Annotated in this window: 12 protein-coding genes; 2 read left to right on the top strand and 10 right to left on the bottom strand. The window is 68.4% G+C overall.

Going from position 1 to position 13,414, the window contains the following annotated elements; genetic code table 11:
- Positions 1-101: 101 nt before the first annotated feature.
- From HUW53_RS01345 to HUW53_RS01355, 3 genes are all read right to left on the bottom strand, one after another.
- The gene (locus HUW53_RS01345; RefSeq protein ID WP_237343942.1) at positions 102-845 is read right to left on the bottom strand and encodes an RlmE family RNA methyltransferase; all 744 of its coding nucleotides are present in this window, start codon (positions 843-845) and stop codon (positions 102-104) included.
- Positions 842-1,999: a Ppx/GppA phosphatase family protein gene (locus HUW53_RS01350; RefSeq protein ID WP_237344131.1), complete on the bottom strand. Its 1,158-nt coding sequence runs from the start codon at positions 1,997-1,999 to the stop codon at positions 842-844. The genes HUW53_RS01345 and HUW53_RS01350 overlap by 4 nt, the downstream gene beginning before the upstream one ends.
- Before the next feature lie 167 nt (positions 2,000-2,166).
- Complete coding sequence (locus HUW53_RS01355) at positions 2,167-2,988, bottom strand: transaldolase (protein WP_237343943.1); 822 nt, start codon at positions 2,986-2,988, stop codon at positions 2,167-2,169.
- A gap of 106 nt (positions 2,989-3,094) precedes the next feature.
- Here HUW53_RS01355 and HUW53_RS01360 point away from each other — a divergent pair, with 106 nt between their 5' ends.
- Positions 3,095-3,454, top strand: coding sequence for a hypothetical protein (locus HUW53_RS01360; protein ID WP_237343944.1), 360 nt, complete (start codon positions 3,095-3,097; stop codon positions 3,452-3,454).
- 405 nt (positions 3,455-3,859) lie between these two features.
- On the opposite strand, the gene HUW53_RS01365 is transcribed toward HUW53_RS01360, so the two are convergent.
- The 7 genes from HUW53_RS01365 to HUW53_RS01395 all read right to left on the bottom strand — a co-directional run bounded on the left by HUW53_RS01365 (position 3,860) and on the right by HUW53_RS01395 (position 9,300).
- On the bottom strand, positions 3,860-4,246 hold the full coding sequence (locus HUW53_RS01365) for a DUF2023 family protein (protein ID WP_237343945.1): 387 nt from the start codon (positions 4,244-4,246) through the stop codon (positions 3,860-3,862).
- Positions 4,225-4,707, bottom strand: a complete 483-nt coding sequence (gene fldA, locus HUW53_RS01370) for a flavodoxin FldA (RefSeq protein ID WP_237343946.1) — start codon at positions 4,705-4,707, stop codon at positions 4,225-4,227. Before fldA ends, HUW53_RS01365 begins: the two co-directional genes overlap by 22 nt.
- Before the next feature lie 479 nt (positions 4,708-5,186).
- Positions 5,187-5,324: a hypothetical protein gene (locus HUW53_RS01375; protein ID WP_237343947.1), complete on the bottom strand. Its 138-nt coding sequence runs from the start codon at positions 5,322-5,324 to the stop codon at positions 5,187-5,189.
- A gap of 19 nt (positions 5,325-5,343) precedes the next feature.
- Positions 5,344-5,727 (bottom strand): BrnT family toxin, encoded by a 384-nt coding sequence (locus tag HUW53_RS01380; RefSeq protein WP_237343948.1) that lies wholly within the window; start codon positions 5,725-5,727, stop codon positions 5,344-5,346.
- Between the two features lie 62 nt (positions 5,728-5,789).
- A complete protein-coding gene (gene ilvC / locus HUW53_RS01385; protein ID WP_272903712.1) occupies positions 5,790-6,857 on the bottom strand; it encodes a ketol-acid reductoisomerase in 1,068 nt (355 codons plus the stop codon).
- Positions 6,858-6,894: 37 nt separating this feature from the next.
- Positions 6,895-7,410: an acetolactate synthase small subunit gene (gene ilvN, locus HUW53_RS01390; RefSeq protein WP_237343950.1), complete on the bottom strand. Its 516-nt coding sequence runs from the start codon at positions 7,408-7,410 to the stop codon at positions 6,895-6,897.
- Positions 7,411-7,494: 84 nt separating this feature from the next.
- Positions 7,495-9,300, bottom strand: coding sequence for an acetolactate synthase 3 large subunit (locus HUW53_RS01395; protein WP_237343951.1), 1,806 nt, complete (start codon positions 9,298-9,300; stop codon positions 7,495-7,497).
- 460 nt (positions 9,301-9,760) lie between these two features.
- On the opposite strand from HUW53_RS01395, the gene smc reads away from it, so the two are divergent.
- The gene (gene smc / locus HUW53_RS01400; RefSeq protein ID WP_237343952.1) at positions 9,761-13,213 is read left to right on the top strand and encodes a chromosome segregation protein SMC; all 3,453 of its coding nucleotides are present in this window, start codon (positions 9,761-9,763) and stop codon (positions 13,211-13,213) included.
- Positions 13,214-13,414: the final 201 nt, after the last annotated feature.

The following is a 13,414-nucleotide window of genomic DNA, read 5'->3' on the forward strand; positions in this document are numbered from 1 at the left end:
CCCGGTCCTTGACCGGTGCCAAGTGGGTTCGCTCAGGCGCCGCGCGGGCTTGACCAAAGCCCAGTGAGTCACACTCACAGGCCTTTGGTATCACGCCGCGCTCACTCTTGCGCCGCCGGCGAATCGGTCGGCGAACCCTCATCCGCGCCGACGGCACCACGCCCGCGATAGCCAGTGGCCAGCACATAGAGTTCGGCCGAATCGGCGCGGCTCGCGGCCGGCTTCAGATGCTTCACCTGGGCGAAGTCCCGCTTCAAATCCGCCAGCAGCGCCCCCTCGGTGCCGCCTTGCAGCACCTTGGCGAGGAAGGCACCGCCCGGCGCCAGCACCTGCCGGGCAAATTCCGCCGCCAGCTCCACCAGCGCCACGATCTTCAGGTGGTCGGTCTTCTTGTGGCCGGTGGCATTGGCGGCCATGTCGGACATCACCACGTCCGCCGGGCCGTCCATCAAGGCGAGCAGCCGTTCGGGCGCATCGGGCTCGAGGAAATCCATCTGCGCGAACACCACGCCGGGAATCGCCTCCATCTCCAGCAGGTCGATGGCGACGATCTTGCCGTGGCCCGCCTCCAGCCCGATCTTCTGCGCCGCCACCTGGCTCCAGCCGCCGGGCGCGGCGCCGAGATCGACGATGCGCATACCCTTCTTCAGGAGCCGGGCCTTCTCCTCGATCTCGATGAGCTTGAACGCCGCGCGCGAGCGCCATCCCTCGCGCCGGGCACGGGCCACATAGGGATCGTTGAGCTGGCGCTGCAACCATTTCTGCTGGGAGGTGGTGCGGCCGCGCGCGGTCTTCACGCGCACCTTCAGGGGCCGGCCATCCGGCCCGCGGGACGGAGTGTTCACGACCGTGCATCCTTTCTTTGAGCGCGGGCGCGATCCGGCCCCGCGTGGCCGCCCTTTCCGGGCCGCCGCCAAACTCCATCGGCACGCATCAACTGAACCAACATGCCTTCCCTCAGTCCGCGATCGGCCACCCGCAGGCGCTCCGCCGGAAACACCGCCCGCACCGCTTCCATGATGGCGCAGCCGGCCAATACCAAATCCGCGCGCTGGGCGCCGATGCAGGGGTTCGCCACCCGCTCCTCGAACGACATGCCCATCACCCGACCCACCACCTCGCCGATGCAGGTGTCGCTGAGCCAGGCCCCATCCACCCGGGTGCGGTCATAGCGGTCGAGGCCCAGATGGATGCCCGCCACCGTGGTCACCGTGCCGGAGGTGCCGAGCAGGTGCAGCCGATAAGGCGGGCGGAAGCCCCAGCTCTCGCGGACACCCTCCAGCATGGCGCGCACCTCGGCCACCATGGCATGGAACACATCGGGCGTGACCCGCACCCCGCCATGGCGCTCGGACAGCGAGACGACGCCGACCGGAAGCGAAATCCAGGCCCGGATGCGGGCCCGCGGCGGCCCGTCGTCGCCGGCCGAGCGGCGGCCGAGCCACACCACCTCGGTCGAGCCACCGCCAATGTCGAACAGGATCGCCCCGTCGCCGCGTGGATCCACCAGCGGTGCGCAACCGGTGGCGGCAAGGCCCGCCTCGGTGCGCCGGTCCACCACCTCGAGATCAAGGCCGGTGCGCTCACGCACGCGGGCGCAAAAGGCATCGCCATTGTCGGCGGCGCGGCAGGCCTCGGTGGCGATCACGCGGGCACGGGTGACGCCCCGCTGCGCCATCTTGGCGGCGCACACCTCGAGCGCGGCCGCGGCCCGATCCATCGCCGGCTCGCCCAGCCGGCCGGACCCGCCGAGCCCTTCGCCCAGGCGGACAATGCGCGAGAAGGCATCCACCACGCGGAAGCCGCGCGGGGTCGGACGGGCCACGAGCAGGCGGCAATTGTTGGTGCCGAGGTCGATCGCGGCATAGACCGCGTCGTCGGCCGGCACCGGCCGCCCGGATCCCCGCCGCGCGGGGCCAGGCGCGGGGTCGCGCCCCTCGCCCCCGGTGCGGGAAGACGGCTCCGAGCCCGGCACGGACCCGTGCGCCTCGTCCCTCATGTTGATGCCCTCGCCAAAAGGCGGAATCATGCGCTCAAGCTCGGTGTGTGCGTCACGCCCCGGCTGCGCCTTGCGGACAAGTCTAACAGCGCCGCCCGCCGGCGCAATGGCCGCCCGGGGGCCATTGGCCATTGTGCGTCGCGCGCGGCCGGTTATTCGCAACCGCCTCAGGCGGCGGCTTCGCGGCCGGATGCAGGCAGGGTGAGGCCCGCCGCCTCCACATCGGCGCGGAAGGCCCTCACCGCGTCGAGGGACAATTCAGCCGCGCTGCGGCTGCCGATGCCGGGCAGCTTCTTCAGCACATCCGCCGGCGCGGTGATGATGTGACACCCCAGGCGGTCGGCCTCGATGACGTTCCACACCTCGCGCGTGGAGGCCCAGATCACCTCCACATTCGTGGTGGCGCGGGCAAGGTCCACGGCGCGGCGCACCGCCGGCGCATAATCCAGCCCCATGTCGGCGAGCCGGCCCGCGAACACCGAGATACAGGCGGGCGCGCCGCCCGCCAGCGCCGCCACGCCCGCATCCACCTGGGGCAGATCGAACACCGCCGTCAGGTTCACCTTCACGCCCGCTTGCGACAGCTCCCGCACCAGCGGGTAGAGCGGCTCGCCGCGGGTGGTGGACACCGGCAGCTTCACATAGACGTTCGGGCCCCATTCCGCGATCAACCGCGCCTGCCGGCGCATCTCGGCGACATCGTCCGCGATCACCTCGAACGAGATGGGACGATCCGGCACCGCCGCCACCAGATCACGGGCATACGCGGCATAATCGGTGACGCCCGCCTTGCGCAGCAACGAGGGATTGGTGGTGAAGCCGGCGATGTGGCCGTGCCGGGCCATCTCCATGATCTGAGCCTTGTCCGCCCCATCGGTGAACAGCTTCACCTTGAGCATGTCGAAGGTCACCCGCATCTGTTCGCTCCTGATCCTGTTCTCCACGCCGCCCGAGCAGCCCGGCCCCGCCGCCCCGCGCGTCGCGTTCATGTTTCATTGACCATGCGGCCAAATCGCCCCTTTTCGCAACGGTCGTGAAACCCCTTCCAGGCACCTTCAGCATCCGTAGGGATCGACAGGCCAAAAGGGTGACGGGATGATCGCGGCGGACATGGTGGAGCGTATGGCGCGGGCGATGCACGCCTTTTCGCGCGACCGCTATCCGCTCCTGGAGGCCTGGGAGGACATCGCGCCCGAGCGGCGGGCCTATCAGCGCCAGCTCGCCGCCCACGCCCTGCAGGCTCTCACCGCCCACGACATCATCGAGATCACCTCGCACAACGCGCCCGAGATCGTCGCCCTGCCGGTGGAGCCCAACCCCTGGGCCATCGCCGAGCTGCAGGAGGCCGCCATCTGCGACAACGGCACCGCCATCGACGCGCGACGGCGCTATCGCTCGTTCCTGGCCACGGCCTCGCTGCCGCTGGCCACGCACTATTCCGATACGGCGGTCTGAGGACGGCGTCTGCCGTCCGGCCACGGAGGACGAAGGTCGGCAGGCTCCGAATCACACCGCCCCGCCTCGCACCGGTGGAGTGCTGAGCTGCGGAACCCTGGAAGCGGTGTTTGCCGGCGAGAGGGCGCGGTCGCGACGCACGCTTCCCCCAGCGGCACCCGGACAATCGGAGCCGCCCGCCGCTGAGCGTGGCAGCCCGCAGCAACGACGCACCGCGCGCCGGCGCGGGATCGGACCGACCGAAGCCCATCGGATCATAGGGATGACACGAGGAGCCCCGCGCCGCGCAAGATCGCCGGGGCATGGGCGCACCGCCGCACCCGCGCCGGTCGCATCGCGACGCCGGCTCGGCAGGCGTGGGCGGAAGGACGGCAGTCGGCGGAGGCCAGGGGGCCTCGCCGCCCTTTATTCGGCGGCCACCGCCAACGGGCAGCGCGCCCCCACGGTCGCCAGCTTGGCCAGGAATCGGCGGCATTGCTGCTCCCGGTCGTAGCCGAGCAGGGTGCCGAGCATGAAGTCCTCCTCCGGGCTCAGGAGGTTGAGCGGCTTGGTGACGAAGCTGCGCGCCACCGCCACATAGGCCTCCCGCCCGAAGAACACATTGACCTTGGAACTCCCCACCCGCTGCACAAAGTGGTCGATGCCGTCGTCGCGAAGCTTCGCGACGACGGGAGCTGATTCGATGAGCCCCAGGGTCATCAGGAACAGGCCCCTCACACCCCGCCCGTATTCATACAGGTGGTGGTGGAACAGCCGGAGCGCGACCGGATCTACAGCAGCTTGCTGAGCCATGCCGTGACCCGCTTCTCCGTCATGCCGGACTGACCGTCCTGGTCGAGGGCGAGGCCGACGAACTGGCCGTCCCGCTCCGCGGTGGAATTGCTGTAATCGTAGCCGGAGGTTTCGGTGAAACCGACCACCACGGCGCCCAGTTCCGTGACTTCATCATAAAGAATGCCCATGGCATCCACGAAGCTGTCGGGATAGGTCGCCTGGTCTCCGGTGCCGAACAGAGCCACTTTCTTGCCGCCCAGCTTCGCCGCGCGCAGCTTGTCGATATTTTCTTCCCAGTCGGTCTGGAGCGTGCCGTCGCCATAGGTGGGGGAGCCGAGGATTAGAAGCTCGCAATTTTCGAAATCGGCCTTGGTGGCGGTCTTGATATCGACGCTGCGGCCCTGGCACTTCTTGGAAATCTTGGAGGCGACACCCTTGGTCGCGCCGCCGTCCGATCCGAAGATGACGGTAACATTCATGGGTCGAGTCTCTTTATTGAATTGTTCAAAATCAAAACACAGAGCGCCACGCGGAGAGGCTGACGCCCGACCTTCAGCGCCTGAAATCTAGATGCACGCTGCAAGTGTTCTCAAGATAGGATAACACCGAATTGTGTCAAAGAAAAATATATGCTATCTGCATCACCATCGAAAACATACGCTTTCGAGAGCGATTTTAAATTGAAGCGTTGTTTTGAATTTTTCTGATTTAATTTGAGCCGAAATCGAACAGACATCGCTCCGCCCCTGCGCGCGACCGGCACCGCCCGAGGAACACGACCCGAGTGACACGACCCGAGTGACACGATTTTCCAAGAATGTTCGGACATACGTGGGCTTGCGTGGGCGGCAAATGATGCACGCAGCAAAGCCCGACACGGCGCCCGCTCAACGGGCGCCCAAATCTGCTTTGGACCTTCGATGATAGGGGGCGGCGGCGGCAACGCGAAGAACGCGGTCTACTCCGCCGCTTCCTTCGGCGGCTTGCGGCGGCTCTTGGCGGGAATGACAAGATCGAACTCGGCCAACTCGGCGTCGGTGGGCCAAGTCATGTCCTTGTCCCACGCCCAGTGGGCCCGGATCTCCTCGTCCGACATGGCGTCGAACCTTGCCCAGTCAATCGTCTTTGCGAGACGTTCGGCCTCTTCCAATTGTTTCTTGGTAGGCACGGCGTTCACTCCGATGGGCAACCCGCAAGGAGATGATGCGGCGCTGCTCACCACTCCATGTCCACACGCAGAATAGCACACGCCCCTCATATTCCGCCATGGTCTCGAAGCGCGTCTCGCCGTCCGGCGACTTGAGCGAGACATCCTCCACGCGCGTCCGGCCGTCGAAGAGCAGCGCGGCAAGGGGGAGCGGCAAACCGCGCTTTTCGCGGTTTGCCGCATCCTTGTTGTCGTCCCAACTGAGATCGTCCGTCTCGCCCATGAAATGCCTCGCGAACCATGCTTGCACTTCAATGATAGCCAACACTGCTAAAAAAGCGGGGATGAGCACGTCAATGTACTCATTCTCATAGATCGAGACGGCCGGTAAAATGCCTTTTGAGGCAACTCTCCTCAGTTCTTGGTCTTGTCCACCAGGGCCTTGGCCTTGATCCAGGGCATCATGGCGCGCAGCTTTTCGCCCACTTCCTCGATGGGGTGGGCGTTCACGCGGGCGCGGGTGGCCTTGAACGAGGTCTGGTTCACCTTGTTCTCCAGCATCCAGTCGCGGGTGAACTTGCCGGACTGGATGTCGGTGAGCACCCGCTTCATCTCCGCCTTGGTCTCGGGGGTGATGATGCGCGGGCCGGTGACGTATTCGCCATATTCCGCGGTATTGGAGATGGAATAGTTCATGTTGGCGATGCCGCCCTCGTAGATGAGGTCGACGATCAGCTTCACCTCGTGCAGGCACTCGAAATAGGCCATCTCGGGGGCGTAGCCGGCTTCCACCAGGGTCTCGAAGCCGGCGCGGATCAGCTCCACGAGGCCGCCGCACAACACCACCTGCTCGCCGAACAGGTCGGTCTCGCACTCTTCCTTGAAGGTGGTCTCGATGATGCCGGCGCGGCCGCCGCCGATGGCGGAGGCATAAGAGAGGCCGAGGTCATGGGCATTGCCCGACGCGTCCTGGGCGATGGCGATGAGGGTCGGCACGCCGCCGCCACGCAGGTATTCGGAACGCACGGTGTGACCGGGACCCTTGGGGGCCACCATCAGCACGTCGAGATCCTTGCGCGGCTCGATCAGGTTGAAGTGCACGTTGAGGCCGTGGGCGAACAGCAGCGCCGCGCCTTCCTTCATGTTGTCGGCGAGGCTCTCGCGATAGATGTCGCCCTGCAGCTCGTCGGGGGTGAGCATCATCACCACGTCGGCCCACTTGGCGGCCTCGGCGGGGGAGAGCACCTTGAAGCCCTCGGCCTCGGCCTTCTTGGCGGTGGCGGAGCCGGGACGCAGGGCGATCACCACATCCTTCACGCCGGAATCGCGCATGTTGAGCGCGTGGGCATGGCCCTGGCTGCCATAGCCGATGACGGCGACCTTCTTGCCCTTGATGAGGTTCAGGTCGGCGTCGCGATCGTAGTAAACGCGCATCAGTGTCTCCTTGTGGCGTCGTTCTTGAATGCAACGGGTCGCGGCCAGCGTCTTTGCACTGGATCACGGCCGATGGGAATACGGATTACAGGGCGGTCGGCCCGCGCGAGATGGCGACCACGCCGGTGCGCGCCACCTCCACCAGGCCGAGCGGCTCCATCAGGTGGGCGAACTGGTCGATCTTGTCGCTCTTGCCGGTGATCTCGAACACGAAGCTTTCGCGGGTGGCGTCGATGACGCGGGCACGGAACGCCTCGGCGAGGCGCAGAGCCTCCGAGCGCGCTTCCCCGGTGCCGCGCACCTTCACCATGGCCAGCTCCCGTTCCAGATAATAGCCCTCGACGGTGAGGTCCTGCACCCGGTGCACCGGCACCAGGCGGGCGAGCTGGTTGCGGATCTGCTCAATCACCATGGGGGTGCCGGTGGTGACGATGGTGATGCGCGAGAGGTGGCTCTCCGCGCTCACCTCGGACACCGTGAGGCTGTCGATATTGTAGCCGCGGCCGGAGAACAGGCCGATGACGCGGGCGAGCACGCCCGGCTCGTTGTCCACCAGGACCGAGAGGGTGTGGCGCTCGATGCGCTCGGGAGCTTCAGACATGGATGGCTCGCAAATGAGTGTCGGCGGAAACCCCTCCCCCGCGCGGGGGAGGGCCGGAACGGCGTCGGGACGCAGAGGCCCCGCTCACACCAGCATCTTGCCTTCGTCGGTGATGGCCGCGTCGAGATCCACGGCCATGTCGCCGAGGATCATCTCGTTGTGGGCGCGGCCCGAGGGGATCATGGGGAAGCAGTTCTCCTGCTGGTCCACCACGCAATCGAAGATCACCGGCTTCCGCACCGAAATCATCTCATGGATCGCCGCGTCAAGATCGGCCGGCTTGTCGCAGCGGATGCCGACGCCGCCATAGGCTTCGGCCAGCTTCACGAAGTCCGGCAGCGCCTCCGAATAGGAGTGCGAATAGCGCCCGCCGTGCAGCAGCTCCTGCCACTGGCGCACCATGCCCATATACTTGTTGTTCAGGATGAACACCTTCACCGGCAGGTCGAACTGCATGGCGGTGGACATTTCCTGCATGTTCATCTGGATCGAGGCTTCGCCCGCGATATCCACCACCAGCGCACCGGGGTGAGCCTTCTGCGCGCCGATGGCGGCGGGCAGGCCATAGCCCATGGTGCCGAGGCCGCCGGAAGTGAGCCACCGGTTCGGTTCCTCGAAGCGGCAGAACTGCGCCGCCCACATCTGGTGCTGGCCCACCTCGGTGGTGATGTAGACGTCCTTGTCCTTCACCGCGTGATACAGCCGCTCGATGGCGTATTGCGGCTTGATGATGGTGTCGGAGGCGCGATAGGCGAGGCATTGGCGCGAACGCCAGCGGTCGATCTGCGCCCACCACGCGGTCAGCGCCGCCTTGTCCATGGCAAGGCCCCTGGCCGCCCAGGCACGGGTCATCGCGCCCAGCACCCGCGCCACGTCGCCGACGATGGGCAGGTCCACCTTCACGTTCTTGTTGATGGAGGACGGGTCGATGTCGATATGGATCTTCTTGGACCCCGGCGCGAACGCATCCAGCCGGCCGGTGATGCGGTCGTCGAAGCGCGCGCCGATGCACACCATCACGTCGCAATCGTGCATGGCGAGATTGGCTTCATAGGTGCCGTGCATGCCCAGCATGCCCAGCCACTGGGGGTCGGAGGCCGGAAAGGCGCCGAGGCCCATCAGGGTCGAGGTCACCGGCACGCCGGTTTCGCGGGCAAACGCGCGCAGCAGGCGGCTCGCTTCCGGCCCGGAATTGATGACGCCGCCGCCGGTGTAGAAGATGGGCTTCTTGGCGGAGGCGATCATCTCCACCGCCGCCGCAATCTGCCCGTCCTCGGCCTCGAGCTTCGGCCGGTAGGTCTTGTGCTGGATGTTGGCGCGGCCGACATAGGTGCCGGTGGCGAACTGGACATCCTTCGGAATGTCCACCACCACCGGACCCGGCCGCCCGTTCTGCGCCACATAGAAGGCCTCGTGCAGCACGCGGGCGAGATCGTTCACGTCGCGGACAAGGTAATTATGCTTGGTGCAGGGGCGGGTGATGCCGACCGTGTCGCACTCCTGGAAGGCGTCGTTGCCGATGAGGTGGGAGGCCACCTGCCCGGAGATGCAAACGATCGGGATCGAATCCATGAGCGCGTCGGCGAGGCCGGTCACCGCGTTGGTGGCGCCGGGGCCGGAGGTGACGAGCACCACGCCCACCTTGCCCGAGGAGCGGGCATAGCCTTCCGCCGCGTGCACCGCCGCCTGCTCGTGGCGCACCAGGATGTGCTCGATGGCGTTCTGGTGGAACAGCGCATCATAAATGGGCAGCACGGCGCCGCCGGGATAGCCGAAGATGTGCGCGACTCCCTGGTCGGCAAAGGCCTGGATCACCATTTCGGCGCCGGTCATCTTGGTGCCGGTGGTCGCAGTGCCGGCGGTCGCGGTGGCGGTGGTCACGCTCGTCATGGCGTTGGAACTCCCTGGCGCCGGAGCGCCTCATATCAAGCTGTCATCGCGGTCTTGCCGCGATCCGGAAGGACGCGGCGGTTCAGAAACGACGAAGGGGCCCCAAGGGCCCCTCGTCACGCGCCACGTCCATTCGAAACAGCCCTTTCAGGCTGGACCGATCGTGGCGCCCCCGGATACGAGAAGAATAACGAAATTGCGCATGGTCACGCAGGCCCTTTCAAAAGTTGCGCGAAATTACCGGCCGCGCCGCGCGGCGTCAAGCGTCGATCGCGCGACAGGTCGCGGCACCCTGATCTCACGCGCGGCACCCGCGCGCGGGCCCGGCGCAAGTGGCTGTTTGACGACGCTGCTTGACGCCGCCGTTTGACGCCGCGGTCAAGCACTGGCACACCTTTTGCCATGTTCTCCGCGAGCGACCCTTTCACCCCATGACCCTCGACCGCCTCCGGCTGACCGCATGAAGTTCGACCGCCTCCGGCTGGTGGGCTTCAAGACGTTCGTCGAGCCCACCGAACTCGTCATCGAGCCCGGCCTGACAGGCGTGGTGGGCCCGAACGGGTGTGGCAAGTCGAACCTCGTGGAAGCGCTGCGCTGGGTGATGGGCGAAAGCTCCCACAAGGCCATGCGCGCCCAGGACATGGACGACGTGATCTTTTCCGGCACCACCGGGCGGCCGGCGCGCAACATGGCCGAAGTCGCGCTCCACCTCGACAATGCCGACCGGACCGCCCCCGCCGCCTTCAACGAATGGGAAAAGCTGGAAGTCGCGCGCCGCATCGAGCGCGGCTCGGGCTCTGCTTATCGCATCAATGGGCGCGACGTGCGTGCGCGCGATGTGCACCTGCTGTTCGCGGACGCCTCCACCGGCGCGCGGTCCCCGGCCTTGGTCCGGCAAGGGCAGATCGGCGAGATCGTGGGCGCCAAGCCCAATGCCCGCCGCCGCATCCTGGAGGAGGCGGCCGGCGTCGCCGGCCTTCATGCCCGCCGCCATGAGGCCGAGACGCGCCTGAAGGCGGCCGAGCAGAACCTCGCCCGGGTGGAAGACGTCATCACCCAGATGGGATCCCAGGTGGAGAGCCTGCGCCGGCAGTCGCGCCAGACCCAGCGCTACAAGGTGCTCGCGGCCGAAATCCGCAAGTGCGAGGCCACCCTCATGTGGCTGCGCTGGCGCGAGGTGACGGCAGCCCTGATGGAGGCCGAGCGGGCGCTGTTCGCCTCCCAGCGCGACGGCGCGGAGCTGACCCGCATGCAGGCGGAATCGGCCCGCCTCCAGGCGCTCGCGGCCCACGCCCTGCCCCCCCTGCGCACGCAGGAGGCGGAAGCCGCCGCCGCCCTCCAGCGCCTCACCCACGCCCGCGAGGCGCTGGACAAGGAGGAGGCGCGCCTGTCCACCCGCCGCCAGGAGCTGGAACGCCGGCTGGTGCAGCTCGCCCAGGACCTCGAACGCGAAAAGTCCCTGTCCACCGACGCGGAAGGCGTATTGGCGCGGCTGGAGGCCGAAGCGGAAGCCCTCATCGCCGAGCAGGAGGACGCGGCCGACCTTGGCGCCGCCGCCGCCGAGCGGCAGGAGGAAGCCGCCGCTTTGCTGGAGGAAGCCGAGCTGCGCCTTCAGGAGAAGACCACCCATTTCGCCGATCTCGGCGCCCGCCGCGCCAGCCTGGAGCAGACCGCCCGCGAAATCCGCGACCGGCTGTTGCGCAACGCCGCCGAGCGCGCCTCGGTGGAGGCCGAGGAGGGTCGGCTCAGGCGCGAGGCCGGCACAGCGGCCCTCGACGACATCCGCCTCAACGCGGAAATCGCCCGCGAAAGCCTCGCCGAGGCCGAGGAAGCCACCATGGCCGCCGAGGCCGAACACGCCGCCGCCCGGCGCGCGGTGGAAGCGCTGCGGCCGGCGGTGAGCGAGGCGGACAAGCGTTTCGGCCGCCTGGACGCGGAGGCCCGCACCCTCGCCAAGCTGTTGCAATCCAGTGACCACCGCTTCCCGCCGGTGGCCGACCTGGTCGCCGTGACGAAGGGCTACGAGACCGCCCTCGGCGCCGCCCTGGGCGACGACCTCGACCTGCCGGTGGCGCCGGAGGCCCCCGCCCGCTGGGCCGGCTCCGCCCTCGACCCCGCCGACCCGCCGCTGCCGCCGGGGGTGACGCCGCTCGCCACTCATGTCCAGGGCGCGCCGGCGCTGGCCCGCCGGCTGGCCCAGGTGGGCATCGTCGCCGCCGGCGATGGCGGGCGCCTCGCGCCGCTGCTGAAGCCTGGGCAAAGGCTCGTCTCCCTGACCGGCGACCTCTGGCGCTGGGATGGCGTCGTCGCCGCCGCCGATGCGCCCACCGCCGCCGCCCGCCGCCTCGCCGAGCGCAATCGCCTGGCCGATATTGAGGCCGATGCCGCCGCCGCGCAGGAGGCCATGGAGGAGCTGCGCGCCACCCTGGCCGAGCGCGAGGGCGAGCTCCACCTCGCCGCCGCCGCCGAGACCCAGGCCCGCGAGGCCCGTCGCACCGCCCAGCGCGCCGCCGAGACCGCCCGCGCCGTGCTGGAGACGGCCGAGCGCAAGGCGGCCCAGCATATGGCCCGCCTCGCCGCCATCGGCGAGGCCCGCACCCGCCTTGCCGCCGTGCGCGAGGAGGCCGAAGCCCAGGCGGAGGATGCGCAGGCGGAGCTTGCCGCCCTCGACCTGCCCCAGGTGCTGGAAGCCGAGCTCGCCCGTGCCCGCGCCGATGCCAGCGCGCACCGGGCCGCTCTCGCGGAGGCCCGCGCCGCCGCCGAGGCCCTGCGCCGCGAGGGCGCCGCCCGCATCAAGCGCCTGGAGGCCATCGTCGGCGAGCGCCGGTCCTGGCAGCAGCGCGCCGGGGGCGCCGGCGAGCGGCTCGCCGCCATCGCCACCCGCGCCGAGGAGGCGCAGGCCGAATTGGCCGAGATCGAGGACGCGCCGAGCGAGATCGTCCGCCAGCGCCGGGCCCTGATGACCGCCCTCGAGACGGCGGAAGCCGCCCGCCGCGCCGCGGCCGACCGGCTGGCCGAGGGCGAGGCGGCCCTTGCCGCCGCCGACACCGCCGCCCGCGACGCATTGGAGGCCATGTCCCAGTCCCGCGCCGAGGCCGCCCGCGCCGAGGCCCGGCTCGAGGCCGCCCGCCAGCGCCGGGAGGACGTGGAACGCGAGATCCTCGAAGCCCTGGACGGCCCCCCGGACACCGCCCGCGCCCAGGCCGCCATTGCCGACGACGACAACCTGCCCGAGGCCGCCGCCATCGAGGCCGTGCTCGAACGGGCCAAGCGCGACCGCGACCGCCTCGGCGCCGTGAACCTGCGCGCCGATGTGGAGCTGGAGGAGGCCGAGGCCAGCCACACGGCCCTCGTCGCCGAGCGCGACGACCTCATCGAGGCCATCAAGCGCCTGCGCGGCGCCATCCAGAGCCTCAACCGCGAGGCGCGCGAGCGCCTTCAGGCCTCGTTCACGGTGGTGAACGCCCATTTCAAGTCGCTGTTCGACACCCTGTTCGGCGGCGGCGAGGCGGACCTCGTGCTCACCGACGCCGAGGACCCGCTGGAAGCCGGCCTCGACATCATCGCCCGCCCGCCGGGAAAGAAGCCGCAGACCCTGTCTTTGCTCTCGGGCGGCGAGCAGGCGCTGACCGCCATGGCGCTCATCTTCGCGGTGTTCCTCACCAATCCCGCGCCCATCTGCGTGCTGGACGAGGTGGATGCGCCCCTCGATGACGCCAATGTGGAACGCTTCTGCACCCTGCTCAAGGAAATGACCCGGCGCACCGACACCCGCTTCCTCACCATCACCCACAACCCCATCACCATGGCGCACCAGAACCGGCTGTTCGGCGTCACCATGGCCGAGCGCGGCGTGTCGCGGCTGGTGTCCGTGGACCTTGAGGACGCCGAGCGCCTGCTTGAGGCGAGCTGACCCCGCGGCGGGGATGACACGGCCGTTCGTGCCCGAAAGCCTCGCCCGACGGGTGCATATCGCGCGGTACTCGACCAACGCGTGCTGATCGTGGCGTAGCGACGCGCACGAAAGGCGGGCCGTCGCGCAAGCGCAATCCCAGCTTCATCCTGCTGTCAAAAAAAACAAAGACAACCGCCGGACGCTCCAGCTTTGCCCCAT

The organism is Xanthobacter agilis, assembly GCF_021730435.1.
GTDB classification, from domain to species: domain Bacteria; phylum Pseudomonadota; class Alphaproteobacteria; order Rhizobiales; family Xanthobacteraceae; genus Xanthobacter; species Xanthobacter agilis.

Bases quoted from the DNA above. Each gene is read 5' to 3' on its own strand.
- HUW53_RS01350 (WP_237344131.1), bottom strand. From the start codon at position 1,999: ATGAGGGACGAGGCGCACGGGTCCGTGCCGGGCTCGGAGCCGTCTTCC.
- HUW53_RS01355 (WP_237343943.1), bottom strand. From the start codon at position 2,988: ATGAACGCGACGCGCGGGGCGGCGGGGCCGGGCTGCTCGGGCGGCGTG.
- HUW53_RS01360 (WP_237343944.1), top strand. From the start codon at position 3,095: ATGATCGCGGCGGACATGGTGGAGCGTATGGCGCGGGCGATGCACGCC.
- HUW53_RS01365 (WP_237343945.1), bottom strand. From the start codon at position 4,246: ATGGCTCAGCAAGCTGCTGTAGATCCGGTCGCGCTCCGGCTGTTCCAC.
- fldA (WP_237343946.1), bottom strand. From the start codon at position 4,707: ATGAATGTTACCGTCATCTTCGGATCGGACGGCGGCGCGACCAAGGGT.
- HUW53_RS01375 (WP_237343947.1), bottom strand. From the start codon at position 5,324: ATGTCGGACGAGGAGATCCGGGCCCACTGGGCGTGGGACAAGGACATG.
- ilvN (WP_237343950.1), bottom strand. From the start codon at position 7,410: ATGTCTGAAGCTCCCGAGCGCATCGAGCGCCACACCCTCTCGGTCCTG.
- HUW53_RS01395 (WP_237343951.1), bottom strand. From the start codon at position 9,300: ATGACGAGCGTGACCACCGCCACCGCGACCGCCGGCACTGCGACCACC.
- smc (WP_237343952.1), top strand. From the start codon at position 9,761: ATGAAGTTCGACCGCCTCCGGCTGGTGGGCTTCAAGACGTTCGTCGAG.